This window comes from Arthrobacter sp. AOP36-A1-22 (assembly GCF_052377615.1).
In the GTDB taxonomy this organism is placed as follows: domain Bacteria; phylum Actinomycetota; class Actinomycetes; order Actinomycetales; family Micrococcaceae; genus Arthrobacter_H.
In genome coordinates this window covers 24,882-51,022 of sequence record NZ_JBQSWX010000022.1, presented here as the reverse complement: position 1 = coordinate 51,022, position 26,141 = coordinate 24,882, and the positions used below count along the sequence as shown (strand labels likewise).

25 protein-coding genes and 1 riboswitch are annotated in these 26,141 nt (G+C 67.1%); of the genes, 16 read left to right on the top strand and 9 right to left on the bottom strand.

The genetic code is table 11. The features are described 5' to 3' along the window. Positions 1-22 precede the first annotated feature (22 nt). Together purU and ACT3S2_RS12640 are read left to right on the top strand one after the other, a co-directional pair. Positions 23-928, top strand: a complete 906-nt coding sequence (gene purU / locus ACT3S2_RS12645; RefSeq protein ID WP_444561765.1) for a formyltetrahydrofolate deformylase — start codon at positions 23-25, stop codon at positions 926-928. Between the two features lie 73 nt (positions 929-1,001). After that, on the top strand, positions 1,002-1,460 hold the full coding sequence (locus ACT3S2_RS12640) for a universal stress protein (protein WP_444555540.1): 459 nt from the start codon (positions 1,002-1,004) through the stop codon (positions 1,458-1,460). 12 nt (positions 1,461-1,472) lie between these two features. Here ACT3S2_RS12640 and ACT3S2_RS12635 read toward each other — a convergent pair whose 3' ends face one another. The 3 genes from ACT3S2_RS12635 to speB all read right to left on the bottom strand — a co-directional run bounded on the left by ACT3S2_RS12635 (position 1,473) and on the right by speB (position 4,881). Beyond that, positions 1,473-2,072, bottom strand: a complete 600-nt coding sequence (locus ACT3S2_RS12635; RefSeq protein ID WP_444555541.1) for a hypothetical protein — start codon at positions 2,070-2,072, stop codon at positions 1,473-1,475. Between the two features lie 100 nt (positions 2,073-2,172). Beyond that, positions 2,173-3,894 carry a thiamine pyrophosphate-binding protein gene (locus ACT3S2_RS12630; RefSeq protein WP_444555542.1) on the bottom strand — a complete coding sequence of 574 codons (1,722 nt, stop codon included), beginning with the start codon at positions 3,892-3,894 and terminating at the stop codon, positions 2,173-2,175. After that, positions 3,895-4,881 carry an agmatinase gene (gene speB / locus ACT3S2_RS12625; protein ID WP_444555543.1) on the bottom strand — a complete coding sequence of 329 codons (987 nt, stop codon included), beginning with the start codon at positions 4,879-4,881 and terminating at the stop codon, positions 3,895-3,897. Between the two features lie 190 nt (positions 4,882-5,071). Here speB and ACT3S2_RS12620 point away from each other — a divergent pair, with 190 nt between their 5' ends. After that, entirely contained in the window at positions 5,072-7,045 is a 1,974-nt protein-coding gene (locus tag ACT3S2_RS12620; protein WP_444555544.1) for an amino acid transporter, read from the top strand. Positions 7,046-7,051: 6 nt separating this feature from the next. Here the strand turns inward: ACT3S2_RS12620 and ACT3S2_RS12615 are convergent, their stop codons facing one another. Then, positions 7,052-7,627, bottom strand: a complete 576-nt coding sequence (locus ACT3S2_RS12615) for a helix-turn-helix domain-containing protein (RefSeq protein ID WP_444555545.1) — start codon at positions 7,625-7,627, stop codon at positions 7,052-7,054. Positions 7,628-7,793: 166 nt separating this feature from the next. Here ACT3S2_RS12615 and ACT3S2_RS12610 point away from each other — a divergent pair, with 166 nt between their 5' ends. The 3 genes from ACT3S2_RS12610 to ACT3S2_RS12600 all read left to right on the top strand — a co-directional run bounded on the left by ACT3S2_RS12610 (position 7,794) and on the right by ACT3S2_RS12600 (position 11,274). After that, positions 7,794-9,326: a sodium:solute symporter gene (locus ACT3S2_RS12610; protein WP_444555546.1), complete on the top strand. Its 1,533-nt coding sequence runs from the start codon at positions 7,794-7,796 to the stop codon at positions 9,324-9,326. A gap of 157 nt (positions 9,327-9,483) precedes the next feature. Then, positions 9,484-9,594, top strand: a riboswitch (SAM riboswitch). Positions 9,595-9,644: 50 nt separating this feature from the next. Continuing rightward, on the top strand, positions 9,645-9,890 hold the full coding sequence (locus ACT3S2_RS12605; protein ID WP_444555547.1) for a hypothetical protein: 246 nt from the start codon (positions 9,645-9,647) through the stop codon (positions 9,888-9,890). Between the two features lie 235 nt (positions 9,891-10,125). Continuing rightward, a complete protein-coding gene (locus tag ACT3S2_RS12600) occupies positions 10,126-11,274 on the top strand; it encodes a VIT1/CCC1 transporter family protein (protein WP_444555548.1) in 1,149 nt (382 codons plus the stop codon). 26 nt (positions 11,275-11,300) lie between these two features. Here ACT3S2_RS12600 and ACT3S2_RS12595 read toward each other — a convergent pair whose 3' ends face one another. Both ACT3S2_RS12595 and ACT3S2_RS12590 read right to left on the bottom strand, forming a co-directional pair. Beyond that, complete coding sequence (locus ACT3S2_RS12595) at positions 11,301-12,518, bottom strand: hypothetical protein (RefSeq protein ID WP_444555549.1); 1,218 nt, start codon at positions 12,516-12,518, stop codon at positions 11,301-11,303. Between the two features lie 106 nt (positions 12,519-12,624). Next, entirely contained in the window at positions 12,625-13,785 is a 1,161-nt protein-coding gene (locus ACT3S2_RS12590) for an LOG family protein (RefSeq protein WP_444555550.1), read from the bottom strand. 78 nt (positions 13,786-13,863) lie between these two features. Here ACT3S2_RS12590 and ACT3S2_RS12585 point away from each other — a divergent pair, with 78 nt between their 5' ends. From ACT3S2_RS12585 to ACT3S2_RS12550, 8 genes are all read left to right on the top strand, one after another. Beyond that, positions 13,864-17,253 (top strand): DEAD/DEAH box helicase, encoded by a 3,390-nt coding sequence (locus ACT3S2_RS12585; RefSeq protein ID WP_444555551.1) that lies wholly within the window; start codon positions 13,864-13,866, stop codon positions 17,251-17,253. A gap of 102 nt (positions 17,254-17,355) precedes the next feature. Further along, the gene (locus tag ACT3S2_RS12580; RefSeq protein WP_444555552.1) at positions 17,356-17,622 is read left to right on the top strand and encodes a hypothetical protein; all 267 of its coding nucleotides are present in this window, start codon (positions 17,356-17,358) and stop codon (positions 17,620-17,622) included. A 104-nt stretch (positions 17,623-17,726) separates the two neighbouring features. Further along, positions 17,727-18,188: a hypothetical protein gene (locus ACT3S2_RS12575; protein ID WP_444561764.1), complete on the top strand. Its 462-nt coding sequence runs from the start codon at positions 17,727-17,729 to the stop codon at positions 18,186-18,188. 32 nt (positions 18,189-18,220) lie between these two features. Continuing rightward, complete coding sequence (locus tag ACT3S2_RS12570; protein ID WP_444561763.1) at positions 18,221-18,772, top strand: hypothetical protein; 552 nt, start codon at positions 18,221-18,223, stop codon at positions 18,770-18,772. Positions 18,773-18,804: 32 nt separating this feature from the next. Then, positions 18,805-19,356 (top strand): hypothetical protein, encoded by a 552-nt coding sequence (locus ACT3S2_RS12565; protein WP_444561763.1) that lies wholly within the window; start codon positions 18,805-18,807, stop codon positions 19,354-19,356. A gap of 32 nt (positions 19,357-19,388) precedes the next feature. Further along, the gene (locus ACT3S2_RS12560; protein WP_444561763.1) at positions 19,389-19,940 is read left to right on the top strand and encodes a hypothetical protein; all 552 of its coding nucleotides are present in this window, start codon (positions 19,389-19,391) and stop codon (positions 19,938-19,940) included. Positions 19,941-19,972: 32 nt separating this feature from the next. Continuing rightward, complete coding sequence (locus tag ACT3S2_RS12555; protein ID WP_444561762.1) at positions 19,973-20,560, top strand: hypothetical protein; 588 nt, start codon at positions 19,973-19,975, stop codon at positions 20,558-20,560. 239 nt (positions 20,561-20,799) lie between these two features. Continuing rightward, the gene (locus tag ACT3S2_RS12550; RefSeq protein WP_444555444.1) at positions 20,800-21,135 is read left to right on the top strand and encodes a hypothetical protein; all 336 of its coding nucleotides are present in this window, start codon (positions 20,800-20,802) and stop codon (positions 21,133-21,135) included. Between the two features lie 45 nt (positions 21,136-21,180). On the opposite strand, the gene ACT3S2_RS12545 is transcribed toward ACT3S2_RS12550, so the two are convergent. Continuing rightward, positions 21,181-22,236 (bottom strand): zinc-binding dehydrogenase, encoded by a 1,056-nt coding sequence (locus ACT3S2_RS12545; RefSeq protein WP_444555443.1) that lies wholly within the window; start codon positions 22,234-22,236, stop codon positions 21,181-21,183. Positions 22,237-22,362: 126 nt separating this feature from the next. On the opposite strand from ACT3S2_RS12545, the gene ACT3S2_RS12540 reads away from it, so the two are divergent. Beyond that, entirely contained in the window at positions 22,363-23,019 is a 657-nt protein-coding gene (locus ACT3S2_RS12540; protein ID WP_444555442.1) for a pyridoxine/pyridoxamine 5'-phosphate oxidase, read from the top strand. Between the two features lie 133 nt (positions 23,020-23,152). Here the strand turns inward: ACT3S2_RS12540 and sucD are convergent, their stop codons facing one another. Together sucD and sucC are read right to left on the bottom strand one after the other, a co-directional pair. Beyond that, positions 23,153-24,073, bottom strand: coding sequence for a succinate--CoA ligase subunit alpha (sucD, locus tag ACT3S2_RS12535; RefSeq protein ID WP_444555441.1), 921 nt, complete (start codon positions 24,071-24,073; stop codon positions 23,153-23,155). Between the two features lie 19 nt (positions 24,074-24,092). After that, complete coding sequence (gene sucC, locus ACT3S2_RS12530) at positions 24,093-25,259, bottom strand: ADP-forming succinate--CoA ligase subunit beta (RefSeq protein WP_444555440.1); 1,167 nt, start codon at positions 25,257-25,259, stop codon at positions 24,093-24,095. Positions 25,260-25,482: 223 nt separating this feature from the next. Here sucC and ACT3S2_RS12525 point away from each other — a divergent pair, with 223 nt between their 5' ends. Continuing rightward, positions 25,483-26,124: a class I SAM-dependent methyltransferase gene (locus ACT3S2_RS12525; RefSeq protein WP_444555439.1), complete on the top strand. Its 642-nt coding sequence runs from the start codon at positions 25,483-25,485 to the stop codon at positions 26,122-26,124. The last annotated feature ends 17 nt before the right edge of the window (positions 26,125-26,141 follow it).

The window sequence follows — 26,141 nt, the reverse complement described above, 5'->3', positions numbered from 1 at the left end:
CCTTTCCAGAAAGCAGGAACCCATGGTCCAGGCCTCCGACTCCCCCATGCACGAATTCGTCCTGAGCCTCGATTGCGCCGAACGACCGGGCATCGTCCATGCGGTGTCAGGGTTCCTGCTCGACCATGGCGGGGACATCCATGAGTTGCGTCAATTCGACGACTTCCATGAGGGCAGGTTCTTCCTGCGGGTGCATTTCGTCAGCCGTCCGGGCCCGGATTCCCCGCTGGTCGCCTTGGATCCGGAGCTCGAACTCCAGCGCCTGCGTGGGGCCTTCTCCGAACTCGGCGCCACGTACGGGATGCAGTGGAGCCTACGCCCGCTGAACGAGAAGCGCCGGGTGCTGGTGATGGTCTCCAAATTCGGGCACTGCCTCAACGACCTGCTCTATCGTTCACGCATGGGCGAATTGCCGGTGGAGATCGTCGCCGTCGTCTCCAACCACCTCGACCACCAGTCGCTGGTTCAATGGCATGGCATCGACTACCACCACGTTCCGGTCACCGCCAACACCAAGCCGGCGGCCGAGGCCCGGCTGCTGGAACTGATGGAGGACTACGACGTCGAACTGGTGGTCCTGGCACGCTACATGCAGATCCTCTCCGATGAGCTCAGCCGCCAACTCACCGGGCGCACCATCAACATCCACCATTCCTTCCTACCCAGTTTCAAGGGGGCCAAGCCGTACCACCAGGCCCATGCCCGCGGGGTGAAGACGGTCGGGGCGACCGCCCATTACGTGAACAGCGAATTGGACGAGGGGCCGATCATCTCCCAACAGGTCCAGGACGTGGACCACACCTTCTCCCCCGCGGATCTGGTCGCGGCCGGACGAGATACCGAATGCCGGGCGCTATCCAACGCCGTGCGGTGGCATTGTGAGGGCCGGGTGTTCCTGCTGGAGAACAGGACCGTGGTCCTGCGCTAGCTGTACAGCAAGCCGTCGACGATAAGCTGGAAGGCCAGGAGCCTCCCCGCACGGGGAGGGATCGGAGGTTGTGATGGCAGAAGAACGCCAGGGATTGGTCATTGTCGGAGTCGATGGTTCCGCCTCATCGGTGGAGGCGCTGCGTCAGGCCCGGCATGTCGCCGTCGGGTTGAACGCACGGATCGAAGCGACCGCCTGCTGGGACTACCCGCCGATGCCCGAACGGTACGAAGTCATGGGCATCGAGGGGTTCTCCGAACGCGTCGAACACACGGTCGCGGCCGCCTTGAAGGAGGCCTACGGACCGCAGATCCCGGAGAACGTGAGCATCCGGTTGCGTCAGGGCAGTGCCCGGCCGACCCTGATCGAGGCCAGCAAGGAGGCCGATATGCTCATCGTCGGTCGTCGGGGCCGCGGAGGATTCGTCGGGCTGCTGATGGGCTCGGTCAGTTCGGCCTGCATCGCCCGGTCCTTCTGCCCGGTGCTGGTGGTGCGGGGTCCAGCACTGGCCGATACCGAGATCCCCGACTGATCCACGCCCCGTTCAGACGCCCAGCGCGTCGACGGCGCTGCCGATGAGCAGTACGAAGCCGGCGGCGACTGCCGCTGCCGGGGCGGCCACCACGGTGCTGGTCAGCCCCAGGGCCAGCCCGGCGATCCCCAGCGCCACCATGACCGAGCCGAGCCAGAGGAATATCGGGGCGGCGAAGGCCCGGGCATAGGGCAGGAAATGTGCGCCCACGGCCAGGGCGACCACCGCCGGTTCCAGGCCCTCGCGCCCTGCGGCTTCGAGCCAGCGGATCCCGATGAACATGATCGCGAACATGGCGATCAACCCGCCGAAATAGACGATCCCACCGGTCCGGTCCGGCCGGGGGTGGGGCGGAAGCGGCCGGGGCCGCAGCAGCACCGCCCAGACCCACAGTCCGAGGGCGGCCAGCCCGAGTAGCCGCAGGCCCAGGGCCCACGGCCCGTCCAGGGCCGGGGTATTCACGACGATGAAAGCGCAGCCGCCCACCGCGCCGACCACCGAACCCGATACCCGGGGATGTCCCATCCGCCGATATCCGGGAACCGGGGTCGTGCCGGTGGGCGGCGGCGCCGTGGCGGCGCCCTGGTCCGGGGTGCTCGTGCGTTCTTCCATGGCCTGCTTCCGTCGTGGGATCGGCTCACGACCCTACTACCGGGGGGCTTCGGGGCGGCAGTGACATCGGTCATTGCCGCCCCGGGACCTTCCCGGACGCTTAGTCCAGGTGGGTCGGGGCGAACATCTTCAGCAGGGTCTGGACCACGATGACGTTCGGGCCATCCGCCGCGAAGGATTCCTCCAGGGCCTGGGCGATGTCTTCGGGGGCCACGGCTCGCGCCGGGATACCGAAGGACTCCGCCAGGGCCACGAAGTCAGGCCGGGACAGCTCGGTGGCCGTGGCCTTGCCGAACGCCCCTTCCATGTATTCGCGCAGGATGCCGTAGCCCCCGTCGTCGACGATCAGCCAGGTCACCGCCGTGTGGTGCTGTTTGGCGGTGGCCAGCTCGGCGATCGAGTACATGGCCGAACCGTCGCCGGAGACGGCCAACACGCGCCCATCGATCCCGGTTTTCCCATCCACCGCAAGACCGACGGCACCACCGATGGCCGCGGGATACCCATATCCCAGGCCGCCGGCACCCTGCGCCGAATGGAACCCGCCCTCGCGGGCATCCCAGCAGCTCCACCCCCAATAGGCGGCGATCGTCATATCCCAGAAGGTCTGCATCGTAGCCGGGACGGCGGCCCGGATGTCCGCCATGAACTGCCGTTCCATGCCCAGATCCTGGGCGTCCAGGCGTGCTCTCACCAGGTCCAGGGTCTCGGCCACGACCTGCTCGGGGGTCTTTCCGTGCCAGTCGACGGATTCCGCGTCGCGTCCGGCTCCCGTGGTGCGCTGGACCTCCAGGGCGTCCGAGAGGAAGCGCAGGGCGGTTTTCGCGTCGGCACGAATGCCCAGTGCCGGGCTGTTGGATTCCAGCACCCGGGGTTCTGCGTCGATCTGGATCATGCGTCCGCGCGGGGCCAGGGTGAAGTAGTTGGAGGTGACTTCGCCCAGCGCCGAGCCGATGACGATCAGCACGTCGGCGTCCTCGAGGACCTCGGTGGTGTGACGGTCCTCGATCCACGACTGCAGGCTCAGCGGGTGTTCCCACGGGAAGGCACCGTTGCCCCCGGGTGAGGAGATCACCGGGGCGCGGAGCTGTTCGGCCACGCGCAGCAGCTCGGCCTGGGCCCCTGCCCGGCGGACACCGCCACCGGCCACGATCGCCGGACGGTGGGCCTGGCCGAGCCAGCGGACCGCTTCCTCGATCAGTTCCACCCGCGGGGGGTGCTCGTAGGCTTCGGCGAGCGCGTCGACCACCGGCGGGACGAAGACCTCGGAGAGCAGCACGTCCTGCGGGACCTCGACCCAGACCGGCCCCTGCGGCACGGTGATGGCGTCGGACCAGGCGTCCTGGATCGCCGAGGGGATCCCCGAGGCGTGGTGGACGGTGCGCTGGGATTTGGTGACGTTCGCGGCGGAGGCCTTCTGGTCGTCGAGCTGGTGGAGCATGCCCTTGCGTCGGGCCCCGAGGCCGTCCAACGGGATCTGGCTGGCGATGACGACCATCGGCACGCCCGTCGCATAGGCCTCCTGTAGACCGGCCAGCGAGGTCAGGGCCCCGGGGCCGGTGGACAGGAACAGGACGCCGACCTCACCGGTCGCGCGGGAGTAGCCGTCGGCGGCGAAGGCCGAGTTGTTCTCCACCCGGGAGGAGACGAAGTCCAGGTCCGACCGGGACAGGGCATCGAACAGGCCCAGGGCGTGTTGGCCCGGGATGCCGAAGACCGTGCGGGCCCCGAGTCCGCTCAGGGTCTCGATCGCCAGGTCGCCGCCGTTGCGCGGTGCGGTGTTCCCGGAGGTTTCCGGGGTGTTCTGCAGGGTGTCGGGCACTTAGGAATCCTTCTGCTCGGTGGTTCGCTTATCCGCCATCAGCGAGACGAGGTCGTAGGCGACGTGGGAGGCCGCGATGCCGGTCATCTCGGCATGGTCGTAGGCCGGGGACACCTCGACGAGGTCGGCTCCGACCAGGTTCATCCCGCGCATCCCGCGCAGGATCTCCAGCAGTTCGCGACTGGTGATGCCGCCGGCCTCGGGGGTGCCGGTGCCGGGGGCATGAGCCGGGTCGAGCACGTCGATGTCCACGGAGATGTACAGCGGCCGGTTGCCGATGCGGTCGCGCAGCTTATCGACGATTTCACGCACCCCCTGGTAGTAGACGTCCGAGGAGGTCACGATGCCGAAGCCGAAGCGCTTGTCATCCTCGAGGTCCTTCTTACCGTACAGCGGTCCACGGGTTCCCACATGGGAGATCGCCTCGGTATCCAGGATCCCTTCCTCGACGGCCCGGCGGAACGGGGTGCCGTGGGTGTATTCGGCCCCGAAGTAGGTGTCCCAGGTGTCTAGGTGGGCGTCGAAGTGGAGCATGGCCACCGGTTCCCCGGCCCGCTCGGAGGCGGCGCGCAGCAACGGCAGGGCAATGGTGTGGTCCCCGCCGATGGTCATCAGCGTCGAGCCGTCGGCGGTGAGGTCCAATGCGTTCTGCTGGATCGTTTCGATGGCGTCGTTGATGTTGAAGGGGTTCACGGCCATGTCCCCGGCATCGGCGACCTGGACCTCTTCGAACGGGGAGAGGTCCATGGCGGGGTTGTAGGGCCGCAGCAGGCGGGAGGACTCCCGGACATGGTTGGAACCGAACCGCGCCCCGGGCCGGTAGGAGACCCCGGCGTCGAAGGGGACCCCGACGACCTTGATGCCGGCCTCCGGGGCCTGGTCCAGTCGCGGCAGACGGGCGTAGGTCGCCGGTCCGGCAAAGCGCGGGATCTTCGATGAATCGATGGGGCCGATCTTTCCATTGGCCTCGACGCGGATCTCTTCCATGCTGCTCCTTCTCGACGGGCCCCCTGAACGATCCCGCCCATGGTTGCCTAATAAGATACTTTCGTTGCCTTCCATGCTATTTGTGGTGTGTGGCACAGTCAAGACGCCCGGCGAGGTTCCGCCCGAAAGGTCCAGACCGTGATGATCCCGGACCCCTCACAGGCCCCCGGCAAGCGTAGTGTTCGGGTTCATGAGCAGTGCAGCAGGCCCTCGACGCGCGGGCGGCCGCGCGGGCGCTTCGGCGCCCGGCGGGCGCCTCGGTGGCTGGCTCATGGATTCGGCGGTCGCCCACCCCGAGGCCCCCTGGCAGGACCGCCCCTCCCGGGTGGCCGGCCAGCCCTGGTGGAAGGTCATGTGCCTGTCGGGGCTCGACTACTTCTCCACGCTGGGTTACCAGCCGGCCATCGCCGTCCTGGCCGCCGGGGTGTTGGCTCCCCTGGCCACCGTGGTCCTCGTCGCGGTCACCCTCGGTGCCGCGCTGCCCATCTATCGCCGGGTCGCCTCCGAAAGCCCCCACGGCCAGGGCTCGATCGCCATGCTGGAACGACTGCTGCCGCATTGGAAGGGCAAGGTGCTGGTCCTGGTGCTGCTGGGGTTCGCCGCCACGGACTTCATGATCACCATGACGCTTTCCGCGGCCGATGCCACCGCCCACATCATCGAGAACCCCTTCGCCCCGGCATTTCTGGGCGGCCAGAACGTGGCCATCACCCTGGTGCTGCTGGCCCTGCTGACCCTGCTGTTCCTGCGCGGTTTCACCGAAGTCATCTCGTTGTCCGTCCTCCTGGTGGGCCTCTACCTGGCCTTGAGCGTCGTCGTCCTGGCCTCCAGCCTGGTCCGGGTCGCGGCCTCCCCCGGACCCGTCGGTGATTGGTGGACGACACTGAGCAGCAGCCATGCCAGTCCCTGGCTCATGATCGCCATGGCCCTGCTGGTCTTCCCCAAGCTGGCGTTGGGCCTCTCCGGCTTCGAGACCGGGGTCGCCGTCATGCCGCAGATCCGTGGCCGCGCCGACGACACCGAGGCGGCCCCCGAGGGGCGGATCGCCGGGGCGAAGAAACTATTGACGACCGCCGCGGTGACCATGAGCGTGCTGCTGGTCGTTTCCTGCGTGGTCACCACCTGGCTGGTCCCCGCCGACGCCCTGCAACCCGGCGGGGCCGCCAACGGCAGGGCCCTGGCCTATCTGGCCCATGAGCAGCTCGGTCAGGGCTTCGGCACCCTCTACGACCTGTCGACGATCCTCATCCTCTGGTTCGCCGGCGCCTCGGCATTGGCCGGCCTGCTCAACCTCATCCCCCGCTATCTACCCCGCTTCGGCATGGCCCCCGAATGGGCCCGGGCCAACCGCCCGCTGGTGCTGGTGCTGGCCTTGATCGCCGCCGCCGTCACCCTCGCCTTCGACGCCAGCGTCGACGCCCAGGGCGCCGCCTACGCCACGGGGGTCCTGGTGCTGATGACGTCCGCGGCGGTCGCCGTGGCGATCTCCGCCCACCGTCGGGGCCAACCCCTGCGCAGCGCCCTGTTCTCGCTCGTCGTCCTCGTGTTCACCTATACGACGGTCGCCAACGTCATCGAACGTCCCGACGGGCTGCGGATCGCGGCACTGTTCATCATCGCGATCCTCTTCGTCTCCTTCATTTCCCGCTTCCGCCGTTCCACGGAACTACGGGCCACGACCGTTTCCTTCGACGTCGCGGCCCACACGCTGTTGAGTGCCGCCGCCGAGGCCTCCTCGGTCAACCTGATCGCCCACGAGCCGGTCAGGTTCAGCGCCGAACGCTATCGCCATAAGCTCCAGCATGCCCGCACGGCCAGCCACCTGCCGGTCACGGCGAAGCCGGTGTTCATCGAAATCGGCATCGGTGATTATTCGGATTTCGCCCAGGACGTGCTGGTCCGCGGCACGCTGCGGCACGGGTATGCGGTCCTGGAGGCCACCGCCCCCTCGGTCCGCACGGCACTGGCGGCGATCTGCCTGGGCATCCGCGACGAATACGGCATCATGCCGCATCTGTACTTCCGCTGGACCGAGGGCTCACCGGTGCGCAACCTGCTGGGTTTCCTGCTGTTGGGGCAAGGGGAGATCGCCCCGTTGACCCGTGAGGTGCTCCGTGAGGCCGAACCGGATCTGCAGCGACGCCCGTGGGTCCATGTCGGCTGAACCCGGCTACCTCGACGCGGCAGGGACCAGCGTCCAGAGGACCACCGCTTCCTCCTCCGTGGGGTTGATCCACGAATGCGGTTCGCGGCCCGGGAAGGTGACCGAATCGCCGCCCTCGAGCTCGAAGCGTTCATTGGCGAAGATGATGATGAAGCGCCCGGAGACCACATGCAGGACCTCGACCTCGCAATCCACCGAATACAGTTCGTCCTCGCCCTGCCCATGGGGTTCGATGACGGCGCGGATGACCTGCAGCCGCTTCTCCGACCGACTGGTCACCAGGCGTTCGATGATGCCGTGCCCGCCCAACGAGATCCGCGGGGCATCATCGAAACGGACCACATGGGTCTCGGGCTGGGCAAACAGCTCCCCCACCGACACCGAGAGGACCTGGCACAACGTGACCAGCGAGGCCACCGAGGGCGAGGTCAGGTCGCGTTCGACCCGGGAGAGGAAGCCCTTGGTCAGCCCGGTCGATTCAGCCACCTGTTCAATCGTCATACGCTGGGCATGACGCGCCGCCCGGATCTTCGAACCGATGGCAATCGGGGCGTTGCTGGGCTCGACGGGCAAGGCCTTCATGGGCGGTGTACTCCGGGTCTTCACAATGGATGTAGGTGCTGCATTACGTCACACAGCATAGGCCAATTGACCTGTTAGCCAGATCACTTTAGCTTAGTAGGCAACAGATGTTTACCTGTAAACATCATTTTTTGATCATCCTCCCTTTTCCGACCAGAGGTTCCCCATGGACATCATCAATATCGCGATCGTCATCGCGTACCTGATCGCGATGCTCGCGTTCGGCTGGTGGGGCAAGTCCCGCACCAAGAACAGCAGCGACTACCTGGTCGCGGGGCGCCGACTCGGCCCCTTCTTCTACACCGGAACCATGGCCGCCGTCGTACTCGGGGGCGCCTCCACCGTCGGCGGCGTCGGCCTGGGCTACGAATTCGGCCTCTCCGGCGCCTGGCTGGTCATCGCCATCGGCATCGGGGTGCTGCTGCTGAGCATGTTCTTCGCCCCGCGGCTGCAACGACTGAAGATCTTCACCGTCTCCCAGATGCTCACCCTGCGCTACGGCTCCAAACACGCCACCAACGCCTCGGCGGTGGTCATGCTGGCCTACACGCTGATGCTCTGTGCCACCTCCACCGGGGCCTACGCCACGATCTTCGTCGTGCTCTTCGACTGGGACCGCTGGCTCGCCATCGCCGTCGGCGGGGCGATCGTGCTCGTGTACTCCACCATCGGCGGCATGTGGTCCATCACCCTGGCCGACCAGGTCCAGTTCGTCATCAAGACCGTCGGTGTCTTCGCCCTGATGCTGCCCTTCGCCCTCTCGGCGGCCGGCGGCTTCGAGGGAATCTCCGCCGGCATCCCCGAACGGGCCCGCGATGAATTCTTCAGTTGGGGCGGCCTGGGCGCCGAGACGATCATCACCTACTTCGTGGTCTACACCCTGGGCCTGTTGATCGGCCAGGACATCTGGCAGCGGGTGTTCACCGCCCGCACCCCCAAGGTGGCCCGCTGGGGCGGAGCCACCGCCGGCATCTACTGCGTGATCTACGGCATCGCCGGGGCGATCATCGGCATGTCCGCCCGGGTCGCCCTGCCCGGCATCGACATCGAGGCCCTGGGCAAGGACGTCGTCTACGCGGAGGTCGCCATGACCCTGCTTCCGGTGGCCGTCGGCGGGATCGTCCTGGCCGCCGCCGTGGCGGCCATGATGTCCACCGCCTCCGGCGCACTCATCGCCGCGGCCACCGTGGCCCGCAACGACGTCACCCCCTTCGTCGCCAGCTGGTTCGGCAAGGAGATCGAGGTCAACACCGGGCGCAACCCCGAGCACGACGTCGCCGCCAACCGGTACTGGGTCCTGGGCCTCGGGGCCGTGGCGATCATCCTGGCGATCCTCGTCAACGACGTCGTCGCCGCCCTGACCATCGCCTACGACATCCTGGTCGGCGGGCTGCTGGTCGCGATCCTGGGCGGGCTGCTCTGGAAGCGCGGGAACGGCATCGGCGCCGCCCTGTCCATGGCGGCAGGGACCCTGGTCACCCTGACGACCATGATCACCCTGGAGGCACTGTCCACCGAGAAGTTCTCCGGGGTCTACGCCAATGAGCCCATCTACTACGGTCTGGGCGCCTCGTTGGTGGTCTATGTCCTGTTCAGCCTGCTCTCCCCGCCGACCCGCCCGGAAGTGGCCCGGCACTGGTCGGATCGGGTCGCCGGACGGGTCGACATGGAGGGCGTTTCCGCCGATCAGCAAGCCTGAACCCGCCCCGGCGTCGTCCTCGTTCCCCCCGGGTGACAGTGCTCCCGGGGGAGCAGATGTCGAACACGAATCTAGCCGCACCAACGCTGGGATGCAGCGGGAATGACGTGGAACACAGCTTGGGTTGCCCCGGCAATCACGTTAGGCTGGCAAAAAGCTTCATGAGACGCGGGCAACAGCTCCGACTACCCGCGCACCAACCCCAGGTTCGTGGGTGGTTCGGATGAAGAAGCGGCCCGCACGACAACGTGTTGGGTAAGAACGCACGAGAGGAAATCCGTGGCGCAAAGCGTCTCCGTCCTTCCAATTTTCGATTCGATGCTAGGCACCGTCTGCCTCAACGTGGACGGTCACTGGGAGCGCTTCATCGCGCCCCACCCCAAGGATCTCGACCATGCGCTGGCCAACACGGCCGGCCGACCGGTCTGGGAATCCGACTCCTGCGCACTGACCGTGCGTATTCCCCGGGCACACCGCCCCGACGGGGAAGCACAGGTGTTCTTCCTTGAACGCCTGCCCGTCCGCGACCGCGCCGAGGCTCCCTCGGGTATGCTGGTCGGCTGAAGGGGAGTAGTTCCACACCCCACCCGCGCTGGATCGTTGATCCGGCACGGGTGGACGAGGACCTGTCGACATACCGACCGCCCTCCCGGCGGTCCGGCATTCCACCCGGCACCACGCCGGGCGAACGAGACCTTCGGCCCGCCACTGGCGGTCCGAGGCTCGTGGCCACCCACCGACCTTTGACCGGCAGTCCCGCACCACCGCGGGGACATACGAACCGATTGAAGGACGCCCAATGACACCGGATGCCCCCTCCCCCGACGCCGATCCGCCAGCCGCGGAGGCCTCGCGTAGGGAGCCCACGCCCGCCGAGATCCGGCGCTGGCGCAAATACCTGGCCGACGAACGCGTCGAAGGTTCCATCTACCTCACCCTGGCCAAACGCCGTGAGGGCGAGGAACGCCAGATCCTGTTGGGTCTGGCCCGGGCGGAAGCCCGCCACCAGGAGCATTGGTCCAATCTTCTGGGCGAGCATGCCCGGAAGACCGCACGCCCCTCGCTCAGCCGCGTCATGCTGCGGTTCATGGCCCGCAACTTCGGTTCGGTCTTCGTCCTGGCCTTGGCCCAACGGGCCGAGGGCGCCTCCCCCTACGACAGCGACGCCGACGCCACCGCTCAGATGGCCGCCGATGAGCTGGTGCATGAGGAAGTCGTACGCGGGCTGGCGATCCGCGGCCGCAACCGGCTCTCCGGCAACTTCCGGGCCGCCGTCTTCGGGGCCAACGACGGGCTGGTCTCCAACCTGGCCCTGGTGATGGGCATCGGCGCCGCCGGGGTGTCCAGCGCGCTGGTCCTCTTTGCCGGGGTCGCCGGCCTGCTCGCCGGCGCCCTGTCCATGGCCGCCGGGGAATACGTCTCCGTCCGCTCGCAGCGCGAACTGCTCACCGCCTCCCAACCGACCCAGATCACGCTCATCGCCGCCCCGGATCTGGACCTGCAGGCCAACGAACTGGTCCTGGTCTACCGGGCCCGCGGCATGAGCCGGGAGGCCGCCGAGCACCGGGCCGCCGAACGGCTGGGGACCTTCAGCTGCGACTGCGACCCCTCATTGTCCCTGCAACCCGAGGTGCCCGAAACCGAAACCGGCGGCGACGAACACGAGGCCCTGGGCTCCGCCTTCGGCGCCGCCGCCTCCAGCTTCTGCTTCTTCTCCTCGGGGGCCTTGGTCCCGATCCTGCCCTACCTCTTCGGTATGGGCGGGCTGCCAGCCCTGCTGGTGGCCCTGCTCCTGGTCGGGGTCGCGTTGATGCTGACCGGGGGCATCGTCGGACTGCTCTCCGGCGCCTCCCCGGCCAAACGCGGGTTCCGGCAGCTGGCCATCGGCCTCGGTGCCGCCGGGGTCACCTACGTTCTCGGCCTGCTCTTCGGCGGGAACATCGGCTAGGACCCGCAGAACCCGGCCCCTTCCGTTCAGCTGGCGCGGCGCATCCGGCGGGCTGCGGCCACGGGGCGGCGGTCCCCCGCCGGGGGCGGGGTCGGCTCCTGCGTGTCCGGCTCGCCGGCCGGTTCGGTGCCCTGCCCGGGGGCCGGAGCATCCCGCCGTCCGGCCTTGGCTGCGGCGATCATCTCGCGTGCGGGCCGGCGTGGGGTCGTCGTCAACGGCCGGGGGGTCGCCCCGATCGGCGGCAACGGCTCCACGGGCACCTGCGGGGCGTTCTTCCGGGTCTTCGCCGCCTCGGCCTCCTCGGCCCGCGCGGCCTTCGTCCGGCGTTCGTGTTCCTGCCGGGCCGCCCTCTCCTCCTTGACCCGTTCGGCGGCGGCGGTCCGTTCCGCCTGGGCCCGCTCGAGCTCCGCCGCCTTCTGCGCCTTGGCCTGCTCCTCGCGGGCGGCCTCTGCCGCCTTCTCGGCCTCGACCCGCTCCTGTTCCGCGACCTTCTCGGCCTGGGCGCGTTCGGCCAGGGCGGCCTGCTCGGTCTTTTCCGTTTCCTTCAGTTCACGGGCGCGGCGGGCCTCGGCGGTGCGTTCGTTCCGGGCCGCCCGACGGGCGGTCTCGGCTTCCTCCGCCAGCACCAACCGTTCGGCCTTGGCCGCCTGGGCCGCAACGCCTTCCTCATCCTGCTGCGCCGCCTTCTGGGCGCGGGCCTGCTTCCGGGCGGCCTCCTTCGCCTCCTGGGCGGGGGTCAATGACTTGGCGCGGGGCTTCCGCGGGGAGGGACGCGGTGGTTCCGGCTCCGGGGGGCGCGGCGTATTGGGGTCGAAATAGTCGGCCAACCGATCCAGCGTGCGTTCGATGTTCACCGGGGTGCTGCGAGTGAACCCCATGACCTTCAGCGGCCATTGACGTTTCAGCCGCGAGGCATCCCAGGTCTCACGCACCAGCGTGCCCCGCGGGGCGGGGATCAATTCGTAGCGCCAGCGGTGGCCGTTGAAATGCCGCCAGGCGATCAGCCGGTTCTCCTCGAACTCCACCACCGTGTTCTGGATCCGATATCCCACGCCCAGGCGCATGTCCATCCCGAATTCGGAGCCCAGTGCCAGCCGCTGGGGTTCGTCCTGCCGGGCGCTCTTCACCGTGCCGGAGCCGTCGATGAGCGGATGCTTCGACGGGTCGACGAGTAGTTCGAAAATGGCCCCGGGAGGCGCCTGGACCAGGCGCTGCCGGGTCACGAGATAGGGATTCGAGTCCATAGCGCCAGCCTACCCAGCGCAGCTGCCGATCCTCTGGATCTCACCGGGCGCTGCGCCGACGGGTTCCGGGGCTCCTGCCCCGGGCCCGGGCCCCCCGGCGGGCCGGTCACCCGCCGGCGAGGATGTCCACGGCCGCCTCGGGGGTCTCCACCAGATGGATGGCCGCTGCCATGTCCCGGCCTTCGGCCAAGGATTCCAAGAGCGGCCAGGCCGGCAGTTCACGGGTCCAATGCCGCCGGCCCACCAGGATCATCGGGGTCTGGGTCCTGGCGGTTCCGTAATAGTTCTCGCAGGCATCCTGGAAGATCTCCTGCACGGTTCCGGCGGCCCCGGGCAGCACCACCAGCCCTCCGGTGCAGGCCTTGAGCAGCACGTCTTCACGGATCGAGTTGGCGAAGAACTTGGCGATATGGGTCGCAAACAGATTCGGCGGCTCATGCCCGTAGAACCAGGTGGGGATCCCCACCGTGGGTGTTCCCCGGGGATGGTCTTCCTGCACGGCGAGCGCGGCGCGCGCCCACTGCGAGATCGAGGGACGGAACGACGGGGCGGCGGCCAGCCGCGTGATGGCCGCCTCCAGGACCTCGTCCTCCTCCGCCGCGAGGTAGGCCCCGAGATTGGCGGCCTCCATGGCCCCGGGGCCGCCCCCGGTGGCGACCGTGAACCCGGCGCGGGCCAGGCTGCGTCCCAGATAGGCGGCGTCACGAAACCCTGCGGTGCCGCGTTCGGCCGCGTGTCCACCCATCACCCCGACCACCCCGCGGCCGGGGATCCGCCCCGGGGCATCGCCGTCGTGCGCACCGGCCAGCAGCTGCTCCAGGGCCACGCCGACCGCATGGTCGTGCAAGGTGGTGGCCAGGGCCATGTTCAGTCCGCCCCGACCGGCACCCCGGTGGCGGCTCCAGGCATAGATGCGCGCATCGGGGGTGTCCTCGTAGGCGTGGTCCTCCAGTCCCGCATAGAGGTCCTGTGCCGTGTAGAGCCCGCCGCGGTACGGATCGAACGGCAGCCCGGGCAGATCGGGGAAGACCAGGGCCCCGCGGCGACGTAGACCGGGGATGGAACCCGGCGGCAGATCACAGCCGAGGAAGACGGCACCGGAGACGTCGGACCGCTCCAACGCCCGTCCACGATCACGCAGATCCAATGATTGGCAATGCCAACCGGCCATCGGGACACCGCTGGTCTTCGTGCGGGAATCGAACTGGTCGACCGTGTCGATGTCCAGCTCACGGGGCGGTGTCTGCATCGCCGGCGAGGAGTTCATGAGCACACCCTACGGCGACAGCGGGCGGCCCGGCATCCTGGTTCGTCGGCAGGGGCCGGGACGTGAAACGATAGGAGGATGGCAGAATCCGATTTTCCCCTCGTTGACGCCCGCGAAATCCTCCGTGTGGTCGGTGGTGCGGCGTTCACCCGTGGGAAGGGCTATGCCAATGCGGAGCACGTCCTGGACCTGGAATTCAGCGCCGGGGACCCCCGGCTGACCGCCCGGGTCATCGGCACCGAGGAGGAGCCCTACAGCACCTCGGTGGCCCTCGTGGACCGCAAGGGGGAGTGGACGGTCGGCGAAACCTGGTGCAGTTGCCCGGTCGGCACCCATTGCAAGCACGCGGCCGCGCTGCTGATCTATTCGAACACCCTGCACCTGCGTGCCCAACGGGTCTTCTTCGAGAACACCGCTGCCCCGGTGAAGGTCCCCGCCTGGCAGGACACACTGAATTCGCTGATCAGCGCCGGCGGCCGCAGCGGATCACCGCAGCCCCGGGCAGGGGCCCGGTCCCGGGGCGGCTCGGACCGCCACCAGCTCCAGCCCCTGGCCTTGCAGTTCGAACTCCAGGACACCACCCAGGTCGCCCACCGGCAGTGGGCTCCCGGTTCCGGGGTCGGACACCAGAACAATTCCGGACACCGTTGGCGCCTGGGCGTGCGCCCCATGGTCCGGTCCGGCAACGGACGCTGGGTCCGGGGCAACCTGCGCTGGAACACCATCAGCTTCAAGACCTACGGACTGAACCTGGATGAGGAACAGCATCGCTGGTTCTGCCAGTTCGTCCCGCTCTACCGCGCCAACGGGCAGCTCTACTTCGGTGAGGACAACGACTGGCTCTACCTGGACGAATTCTCCTCCCCGCTGCTCTGGTCGTTGCTGGATGAAACCGAATCCCTGGGCATCCGGCTCATCGGCCCCCGGTCCGCCACCACCATCCGGCTGGCCGACACCGCCTCCGTCTCCCTCACGGCCGGGCATCCGGAGGATGACGACGGGGCCCTGGGGCTGACTCCCCTGCTCAGTCTCGACGGGCAGGAACTCGAGCTGTCCCCCGAGACCCCCGTGGGGGCCATCGGCAACCACGGCGTCTACGCGGCCCGGGAGGATGCCGAGCTGATCGTCTTGGCGCCCACCGCACGGAAGCTCGATGCCGCCGAGGTGGCCCTGCTGCACCAGCCCGAAACCGTCGTCGTTCCCGCCCAGGAAGTCGGTGACTTCATGTCCTCCGTCTACCCGCGGTTGGGACGCCGGCTGGCCATCAATGCCGCCGACGATTCGGTCGAGCTGCCGGGGATCCTGCCGCCCAAACTCATCCTCGAGGTCACCTACCCCGGCGGGGACACCGCCGAGCTGGCCTGGGACTTCGATTACGGGCATGGCCCCGTGGATGCGGACCTGCGCGATGTCGAGGCCGAATCGGCCCTCGAGGACGCCGCCCTGCACGCCGTCGAGGACTCCCCCACCTTGGCCGGTCGCGCCCTGGTCCCGCGCACCCTGCGCGGGCTGGACACCGTGGACTTCATCCGCCGGTCGCTGCCGCTGCTGGAACAGGTCGAAGGCCTCGAGGTCCGGGTCACCGGTCAGCCCCCGGCCTACCGTGAGCTGACCGAGTCCCCCGAGCTGACGGTCACCACCGTTGAATCGGATAAACGCGACTGGTTCGACCTCGGCCTGGTCGTCGCCGTCGGGGAGCACCGCATCCCCTTCGCCGACGTCCTGCGGGCCCTCTCCCGCGGGCAGAGCCGCATGCTCATGCCCGATAAGACCTACTTCTCCCTCGAGCACCAGCTCTTCGACAGGCTGCGTGACCTCGTGGCCGAGGCCGGGACCCTGAACGACAAGAACTCCGACCTGCAGATCACCCGCTACCAGGCCTCCCTCTGGGAAGAGCTCGAGGAGCTCGCCACCGTCACCGAGGGCCCCGATTCCTGGTACGCCGGAGTGAATTCGCTGTTGGATGTCGCCGAGGCCGATCCGCCGGCATTGCCCGCCGGGCTGAAGGCAACGTTCCGTCCGTACCAGCGTCAGGGCTTCGAATGGCTGGCCATGCTGTGGCGCAACAACCTCGGCGGCGTCCTGGCCGATGACATGGGCCTGGGAAAGACCGTGCAGGCCCTCGCCTTGATCCTCCATGCCAAGGACCAGTGGGATTCCGCCCCCGATGCCACCGGCGGATCCGACGCTGCCACCGGGACCCCGGCCTCGTCCTCCACCTCCGTGCCCGGACCGTTTCTGGTGGTTGCCCCGACCTCGGTGGTGGCCAACTGGTCGGATGAGGCGGCGCGCTTCGCCCCCGACCTGCGGGTGGCCGCCATCGCCGACACCCAGGGCCGGGCCGCCCGTCCGCTGGCAGCCATCGCTGCGGAGAACGACGTCGTGGTCACCTCCTATACGCTCTTCCGGCTCGACTCCGAGGCCTACCAGTCACAGAGGTGGTCCGGTCTGATCCTGGATGAGGCCCAGTTCGTGAAGAACAAGGCCACCAAGGCCCACCACGCGGCCCGCGATCTCGACGCCGCCTTCAAACTGGCCATCACCGGTACCCCGATGGAAAACAACCTGATGGAACTGTGGTCGATCTTCGCGATCGTCTCCCCCGGCCTCTTCCCTTCGGCACTGCGCTTCGCGGAGAACTACCAGCGCCCCATCGAGAAGCAGGGGCTGGATGAGCCGTTGGCCAGATTGCGCCGACGCATCCGCCCGTTCATGCTCCGGCGGACCAAGGACGCCGTGGCCACCGATCTGCCGCCCAAGCAGGAGCAGGTCCTCAATGTCGAGTTGGCACCGAAGCACCGGAAGATCTACGACACCCACCTGCAGCGCGAACGACAGAAGATCCTGCGCCTGGTCGAGGACATGGACAAGAACCGGTTCACCATCTTCCAGTCCCTGACGTTGTTGCGCATGCTCTCGCTCGATGCCTCGTTGGTTGATCCCGAATACGAAGGCGTTCCCTCGGCCAAACTCGATGTGCTCTTCGAGCAGCTGGCCGACGTGCTCGCCGAGGGCCACCGTGCCCTGGTGTTCAGCCAGTTCACGTCGTTCCTGAAGAAGACCGCCTCCCGGCTCGACGACGAAGGCGTCGACTACGCCTATCTCGACGGGTCCACCCGACGGCGTTCCGAGGTCATCGAAGAATTCAAATCCGGCCGGGCCCCGGTGTTCTTGATCTCGCTGAAGGCCGGTGGCTTCGGGCTGAACCTCACCGAGGCCGACTACTGCTTCCTGCTGGATCCCTGGTGGAACCCCGCCGCCGAATCCCAGGCCGTCGACCGGGTGCACCGCATCGGGCAGACCCGCAACGTCATGGTCTACCGGATGGTCGCCAAGGACACGATCGAAGAGAAGGTCGTGGCTTTGCAGGATGCCAAACGGCAGCTGATCTCCTCGGTCATGGATGCCGGCGAGGGCTTCGGCTCGGCCATGACCGCCCAGGACATCAGGGACCTGCTGGTCGAGTAGTCCCCACCCCGCGCATGGGTAGTTCTCCCCATCGCCCCATAACGCGCTTTCTTCTAGCCTGAATCCGGAAGAAGGAGCATTCGGGCGGTGGAGGGGGGCAACATGACGTGGAAAATCGATGTTCCCGCCGTGCGCACGGTCCTCGAGTTCAATTTTGGAGTCGATAGCATCCAGAGCACTGGGAAAACGGTGAGTGATGATTTCGGCAATTGGCAAAACTACTTCATCGATGGGATTCAGGAAGCGGGAAACAGCGCCGTGGACGGAACCCAGGAGTCAGCTGGCCGGGTAGGGGAACACCTCCAGCAGACGGCAGAGGGCCTGATGCGGGAACGCTCTGAAACACACCGCGATCAACCCACCCGTTAGAAAGGCATCGGATGACCCTCCGCAGCACCACCGGCGGCATCTTGGCTCTCGGACTTGTCGGCGCCTTGGCCATGACCGCCTGCACCCCCAACCTAGGAGAACCCATGGATGCAACTACGGCAGCTTCCTCCCCCTCCGGCCAGCGCGACGCCTTATCGATCCGCGAGGACTTCTATGTCGAGATTGCCCAGTTTACCGAAGAAGCCGGTGGAAAGTGGACGTATCTCGACGGCGATTCCTTCTCCCCCGAGGACCGTGCCTCATTCTCTCCGAAGGCCTGCGCCGGTGCCGACGACGACGGACCACGGCAATTATTGTTGCTCCTGCTCTCCGGGCCCAGCAAGGAAGGCCCGGCCGAGATCAAGCGCATCAAGTCGGTGCTCGAAGACCGGGGTCTGAAGGTCACCGGATATATCCCCGGCACGACCGATGGTGAGACGTCCTCCGTCGACGCGGAAAGCACCACGGGGCAATACGTTTCCTATGGCACCAATGCTCAGCGCACGACCGTCAGGTTCGGCAGCGAATGCTCCTCTGATCCAACGATGCTCCAAGACCTCAACTGATCAGCACCCCACCGCGAAGGATCCCCTCGCCCATGACGCCTTCCCTTCGAACCACCTCGGCCACCGTAGCCCTGGGCTTGGCGTGCGTACTCGCCCTGACCGCTTGCATACCCGGTCAGGACGAGTCCCCCACCAACGCCACAGCATCCTCCGTGGCCTCGGACCAGCGGGATGCCTCATCCATCCGCGAAGACTTCTACACCGAAATCACCCAGATCACCGACGAAGCCGGAGGCGACTGGACCTACCTCGATGGCGATCCCTTCTCCCCCGATGACCGCGACCCGTTTTCGCCCAAACCCTGCGGCGCCGACGACGGTCCACATCAACTGCTGCTGATGGTGATCTCGAGCCCCACTGATGACGGCCCGGCAGCGATCAAACACATGAAATCCGTGCTGGAAGCCCACGGGATGAAGATCACCAGCTACATCCCGGGCAAAACCAAACGCGAGGCGTCCGCGATAAATGCCGAGCTCACCTCCGGCCAGTTCGTGTCCTACCGCGCCAACGACCTGCGCACACGCATCAGATTCGGCAGCGAATGCTCCTCCCATCCAACGATGCTCCAAGACCTCAACTGATCAGCACCCCACCGCGAAGGATCCCCTCGCCCATGACGCCTTCCCTTCGAACCACCTCGGCCACCGTAGCCCTGGGCTTGGCGTGCGTACTCGCCCTGACCGCTTGCATACCCGGTCAGGACGAGTCCCCCACCAACGCCACAGCATCCTCCGTGGCCTCGGACCAGCGGGATGCCTCATCCATCCGCGAAGACTTCTACACCGAAATCACCCAGATCACCGACGAAGCCGGAGGCGACTGGACCTACCTCGATGGCGATCCCTTCTCCCCCGATGACCGCGACCCGTTTTCGCCCAAACCCTGCGGCGCCGACGACGGTCCACATCAACTGCTGCTGATGGTGATCTCGAGCCCCACTGATGACGGCCCGGCAGCGATCAAACACATGAAATCCGTGCTGGAAGCCCACGGGATGAAGATCACCAGCTACATCCCGGGCAAAACCAAACGCGAGGCGTCCGCGATAAATGCCGAGCTCACCTCCGGCCAGTTCGTGTCCTACCGCGCCAACGACCTGCGCACACGCATCAGATTCGGCAGCGAATGCTCCTCCCATCCAACGATGCTCCAAGACCTCAACTGATCAGCACCCCACCGCGAAGGATCCCCTCGCCCATGACGCCTTCCCTTCGAACCACCTCGGCCACCGTAGCCCTGGGCTTGGCGTGCGTACTCGCCCTGACCGCTTGCATACCCGGTCAGGACGAGTCCCCCACCAACGCCACAGCATCCTCCGTGGCCTCGGACCAGCGGGATGCCTCATCCATCCGCGAAGACTTCTACACCGAAATCACCCAGATCACCGACGAAGCCGGAGGCGACTGGACCTACCTCGATGGCGATCCCTTCTCCCCCGATGACCGCGACCCGTTTTCGCCCAAACCCTGCGGCGCCGACGACGGTCCACATCAACTGCTGCTGATGGTGATCTCGAGCCCCACTGATGACGGCCCGGCAGCGATCAAACACATGAAATCCGTGCTGGAAGCCCACGGGATGAAGATCACCAGCTACATCCCGGGCAAAACCAAACGCGAGGCGTCCGCGATAAATGCCGAGCTCACCTCCGGCCAGTTCGTGTCCTACCGCGCCAACGACCTGCGCACACGCATCAGATTCGGCAGCGAATGCTCCTCCCATCCAACGATGCTCCAAGACCTCAACTGATCAGCACCCCACCGCGAAGGATCCCCTCGCCCATGACGCCTTCCCTTCGAACCACCTCGGCCACCGTAGCCCTGGGCTTGGCGTGCGTACTCGCCCTGACCGCTTGCATACCCGGTCAGGACGAGTCCCCCACCAACGCCACAGCATCCTCCGTGGCCTCGGACCAGCGGGATGCCTCATCCATCCGCGAAGACTTCTACACCGAAATCACCCAGATCACCGACGAAGCCGGAGGCGACTGGACCTACCTCGATGGCGATCCCTTCTCCCCCGATGACCGCGACCCGTTTTCGCCCAAACCCTGCGGCGCCGACGACGGTCCACATCAACTGCTGCTGATGGTGATCTCGAGCCCCACTGATGACGGCCCGGCAGCGATCAAACACATGAAATCCGTGCTGGAAGCCCACGGGATGAAGATCACCAGCTACATCCCGGGCAAAACCAAACGCGAGGCGTCCGCGATAAATGCCGAGCTCACCTCCGGCCAGTTCGTGTCCTACCGCACCAACGACCTGCGCACGACCGTCAGGTTCGGCAGCGAATGCTCCTCTGATCCAACGATGCTCCAGGATGTCGACTGTCCCGATGCTCTTGTTGCTCCGTGTTGCCTCGGATGAACGACGACGGGTCATCCCTACAAAGTGTCGGGTCTCCCGACTAGGCTGATATCAGCTTCACGAGACATGGCCCCGCCTGCCGCTCCCCCAGGGACGGTCGACGGACAGCTCCGACTGGCCATGCACCAACCCCACTGTGAGCGGCAGGAATGCCGCGAACGGATTGTTCGTCGGGTGGTTCGGATGACGAAGCGGCCCCCGGTAGCCGCCAGGGGCAAGGACGATCCGAAAGGCAGACCATGCCCACCTTATTGCGCCATCATTCCCACGCTCCCGCCGCCCCACCCGCTCATGCTGCCCCGCGTTTCAGCGGGGACTGGGTCGACGCCGTCGTCGTCCTCGGAAACGGGACGGTGCGCATCGACACCCGGGATCGCGGTTACCTCCTCCTCAGTGACGACTTCACCAGCCTCAGGGAAGCCCTCTCACCGCCGCGGGAAGCGATCACGGACGGCCAGCGAACCGGGGTCCAGTTCAACGAACAACTCAAGGTGCTGTTGGTCCCCGGCGGCCATGAGCGGGCGGGCCGTTCCTTCTTCCATCTCCACGCGGCACCTTCGGCCGCCCAGCCCTGATCCGAGACCAGCGGCCAGGGGATCAGGGCGCGGAAGGAGGTTGGGTCAGGGGGTGAGCATGACCTTGATCGACCGGCGTTCGTCCATGGCCCGGTAGGCTTCGGCCGCCTCCTCCAACGGCATCACCGCGTCGAAGACCAGACCGGGGTTGATGGTCCCGGCCAGGACGTCCTCGAGCAGTTCGGGGATGTAGTTCCGGGTGGAGGCGGCACCGCCGGCAACGGTGATGTTCTTGGAGAAGAGCACCCCGATGGGCAGTTCGGCGCCTCCGGCAGGAACCCCCACGAACCCCAGGGCGCCGCCGGCCCGGGTGCAGCGCAACGCCTGGTCCATTGATTCGGCGGTTCCCACGCATTCCAGGACCGAATCGGCCAGAACGCCTCCGAGGAGTTCGGAGACCTTCGCCGCGGCGTCCTTGCCCCGTTCCTCGACGATATCGGTGGCCCCCAGCTGGCGCGCGACCTCCGCACGGTCGGCATGGCGGGACATGGCGATGATGCGGGTGGCGCCCATTCGGCGGGCGGCGAGGACACCGCTGAGCCCGACGGCGCCGTCACCGACGACCACCACGCTGTGCCCCGGCCCCACTTGGGCCCCCAGCGCCGCATGGTGGCCGGTGCCCATGACGTCGGAGAGGGACAGCAGCGACTTGAGCAGCGCTTCATCGGGTTCACTGACACCGGGGACGATGACCAGCGTCCCGTCGGCGTTGGGCACCCTGACGGCCTCCCCCTGGCCGCCGTCGACCTCGAGGCCTTGTTCATCCGTGGCACCCCAGATGGCCCGGTGCGCACACGCCACCTGGACTCCATTGAGGCAATCGGCGCATTCCCCACAGCTATTGGCCCAGGGGGCGATGACGAAGTCGCCCACGGCCAGGGTCGTGACGGCAGATCCCACCTCGGTCACCGTACCCACGAACTCGTGTCCGATCGGATGCGGCTCGCTCGTCTCGCGGACCCCACGGTAGGGCCAGAGGTCGGAACCGCAGACGCAGGCGGCGGCCACCTGGACGATGGCGTCGGTGGGGTGTTGGAGGACCGGCTCCGGCCGGTCCTCGACGCGGATGTCGTGGGCTGCATGGATCATGGTGGCGCGCATGCTGAAGACTCCTGGATACTGGATGGTGACGGTAGGCCTCCAGCCTAGAACTATCCGGGGCCGTCCGCCGCCCCGGCGCCCGTCACCTTCTTGTGGTCCGGGCTCCCCGCCTGACAGGGTTCGACCATGAGAACTCTGCCCGAACTACTGGCCTCGGTCGGATCATTGGTCGGAGCCCCTGCCCCGTTCACCCCGGACCACGCCCCCGAACACCCGCAGGACCTTTTTGTCGACTGGTTCGCCGCAGCCATCGCCGCCGGGGTCACCGAACCCCACGCGATGACCCTGTCCACCGTCGATGCCGACGGGCTCCCCGATGCCCGGGTGCTGATCCTCAAGGGGGTGACCGACGATGGTGCCTGGACCTTCGCCGGGTCGGCGCAGAGCACCAAGGGCGTCCAGCTCGGTGCCCGTCCTGCCGCTGCGTTGACGTTCCATTGGAAGGAACAGATCCGCAGTATCCGTGTGCGGGGCACCGTGGCCCAGGTACCGGCCCCGGCGGCGCGGCGGGACTTCCTCGCCCGGGGGCCGGCTGCGCGCACGGTGGCGTTGAGCGCCCAGCAGAGCAGTCAGCTCACCGACCCCGGCAGTTTCAACCGGGCCCTTTCGGCGCCCCGTCAGCAGCTGGAGGAGGAACCTGAGACGGTTCCGGAGACGTGGAGGGTCTGGCAGTTGGTTCCGGCGAGCGTGGAATTTTGGCAGGGGCAGGAAGATCGCAACCACCTGCGGCTGCAGTATGTGCGTTCGGGCTCGAGTTGGGAACACCACCGTCTCCAGCCCTGATCACTGGGCTTGCGGCCAGGAGCGCTCACGACATCCGGGCCGTCAAACGACATGAGAACGGCGGCCGCCGGTTTCCGTGAGGAAGCTGGCGACCGCCGTCGTCGTGCATGGCCCTTGGGGGCCTGTGGAGTGCCTAGAGGTTGGAGGCCTCGGCCTGCTCCGGGTAGATCTTGCGCAGCAGCGATGCCGTCTCGGACGGGGTCTTACCGACCTGGACCCCTGCGGCCTCGAGGGCTTCCTTCTTGGCCTGCGCGGTGCCCGAGGAGCCGGAGACGATGGCGCCTGCGTGGCCCATGGTCTTGCCCTCCGGGGCGGTGAAGCCGGCCACATAGCCGACGACCGGCTTGGTGACGTTCGCCTTGATGTACTCGGCAGCACGCTCCTCGGCGTCGCCGCCGATTTCGCCGATCATGACGATCGCCTTGGTCTCCGGGTCGGCTTCGAAGGCTGCCAGGGCATCGATGTGGGTGGTCCCGATGACCGGGTCCCCGCCAATGCCGATGGCGCTGGAGAAGCCCAGATCGCGCAGTTCGTACATCATCTGGTAGGTCAGGGTGCCGGACTTGGAGACCAGGCCCACCCCGCCCTTGCCGGTGATGTTCGCCGGGGTGATGCCCACCAGCGCTTCGCCGGGGGTGATGATGCCGGGGCAGTTCGGGCCGATGATGCGGGTGACCTGGTTGCCGTTGGCGTCGACCTTGGACTGGGCCAGTGCCCAGAACTCGGCGGCATCCTGGACCGGGACACCCTCGGTGATGACCACGACCAGGCCGATGCCTGCCTCGATGGCCTCCACGACGGCGTCCTTGGTGAACTTCGGCGGAACGAAGACGATCGAAACGTCCGCGCCGGTGGCCTCGATGGCTTCGGCGACCGCGCCATAGACCGGCAGGCTGACCTCGCCGTGCGTGACGGTGGTGCCGGCCTTGCGGGCGTTCACGCCGCCGACGACCTGGGTGCCGGCGGCGAGCATGCGGGCGGTGTGCTTGGAGCCTTCGCCGCCGGTGATGCCCTGGACGATGACCTTGGAATCCTTGTTGATGAAGATAGACATGTTTTCTTTCCCCTGATCCTTAGGCGTTCGCCAGTTCGGCGGCCTTGTCGGCGCCTTCGTCCATGGTGGTGGCCAGCGTCACGAGCGGGTTGTTGGCTTCGGCCAGGATCTTGCGTCCCTCTTCGACGTTGTTGCCGTCCAGGCGGACGACGAGCGGCTTCGTGGCCTTGTCTCCCAGCATTTCCAGGGCCTTCACGATGCCGTTGGCCACTGCGTCGCACGCGGTGATGCCGCCGAAGACGTTGACGAACACGGACTTGACCTGCTCGTCGTTGAGGATGACGTCCAGGCCGGCGGCCATGACCTCGGCCGAGGCGCCACCGCCGATGTCCAGGAAGTTGGCGGGCTTGACGTTGGCGTGCTTCTCGCCGGCGTAGGCGACGACGTCCAGCGTGGACATGACCAGTCCGGCGCCGTTGCCGATGATGCCGACCTGGCCATCGAGCTTCACGTAGTTCAGGCCTGCGTCCTTGGCCTTGGCCTCGAGCGGATCCGCTGCCCCCTTGTCCTCAAGCGCTTCGTGGTCCGGGTGGCGGACCTCGGAGGCGTTGTCGTCCAGGGTGACCTTGCCGTCGAGGGCGATGATCTCGCCGGCTCCGGTGCGGACCAGCGGGTTGACCTCGACCAGGGTGGCGTCTTCCTTGACGAAGACGTCCCAGAGCTTCACGATCGCTGCGGCGACGTTGGCGCGCAGTTCGGGGGCGAAGCCTGCTTCGGCGACGATTTCGTCGGCCTTGGCGGCATCGATGCCGACGGCCGGGTCGACGGCGACCTTGGCCAGGGCGTCGGGACGCTCCACGGCCAGGACCTCGATCTCCACGCCGCCCTCGACGGAGCACATGGCCAGGTAGTTGCGGTTGGCCCGGTCCAGCAGCACGGAGAAGTAGAACTCCTCGGCGATGTCGGCGCCCTGGGCGATCATGACCTTGTCGACGGTATGGCCCTTGATGTCCATCCCGAGGATGGCGGACGCGTATTCGAACGCCTCGTCGGCGGTCTTGGCGACCTTGACGCCGCCGGCCTTGCCGCGGCCTCCGACCTTGACCTGGGCTTTGACCACTACGACGCCGCCGATTTTCTCAGCGGCGGCCTTGGCTTCTTCAGGGGTGTACGCCACGATGCCGGCAAGCACGGGGACACCGTGCTGCTCGAACAGATCGCGCGCCTGGTATTCATACAGGTCCACGGGTGTGTCCTTCTACGTCGAAGTCGTTTCTGACTCGGAGCGTCGGCACATGTTGGCCCGATGGCTCCACAGGGAACTTTAGCCCCTAGCCGGATGATGCCTTGCCTAGGCTATCGCTTTCGTGAGAAAGAGCACAGTTCTACGCTCCGTAGACAAAGATCGCCGACTTTCCGGGGTTTTCACGTTGTGGACGTGCATTCCGGCCTGCGATATTTTGATTGACATGCCCCCTTCCCGTCCGGCACCGACCGCCCGCATCGCCTATGATCTGGTCGCCGCCGACTACGCCCGGCTCCTGCCCGATACCGCCGCCGAGGCGGCCGCGGATCGTGAAGTCCTGGGCAGGTTCAGTGCCGCGGTGCCCGACCACGGCCCGATACTGGATGCCGGATGCGGCACCGGACGCCTGCTCGGGCATCTCCGGGACCTCGGACACCATGATCTCGCCGGGGTCGACTTCTCGCCGGGAATGATCGACCAGGCCCGGCGCGGGCATCCGGGCGCATCGTTCACCGTCGCCGAGCTGGCGGGGTTGCCGTATCCGGCGAACAGCTTCGAAGGGGTCCTGGCCTGGTATTCGATCATCCACACGGCGCCGGAGGAACTGGGGGCCGTATTCGGCCAGTTCCTTCGCGTCCTGCGCCCCGGAGGGAGCCTGTTGCTCGGGTTCCAGTCGGGTTCCGGCCCCCGGGAGATCCGGCGGGCCTACGGCCGCGACGTGAAGATGACCGCGTACATGCACGACCCCGCCGATCTGGTGACGCGGTTGGGCGCCCTGGGCTTCGTGATCGACGAAGACCTGCAGCGGGCACCCCGCGACCATGAATCCTCTCCGCAGGGCTTCCTGCGGGCCCACCGCCGCTGAGCACCGGGCAGGCCTGC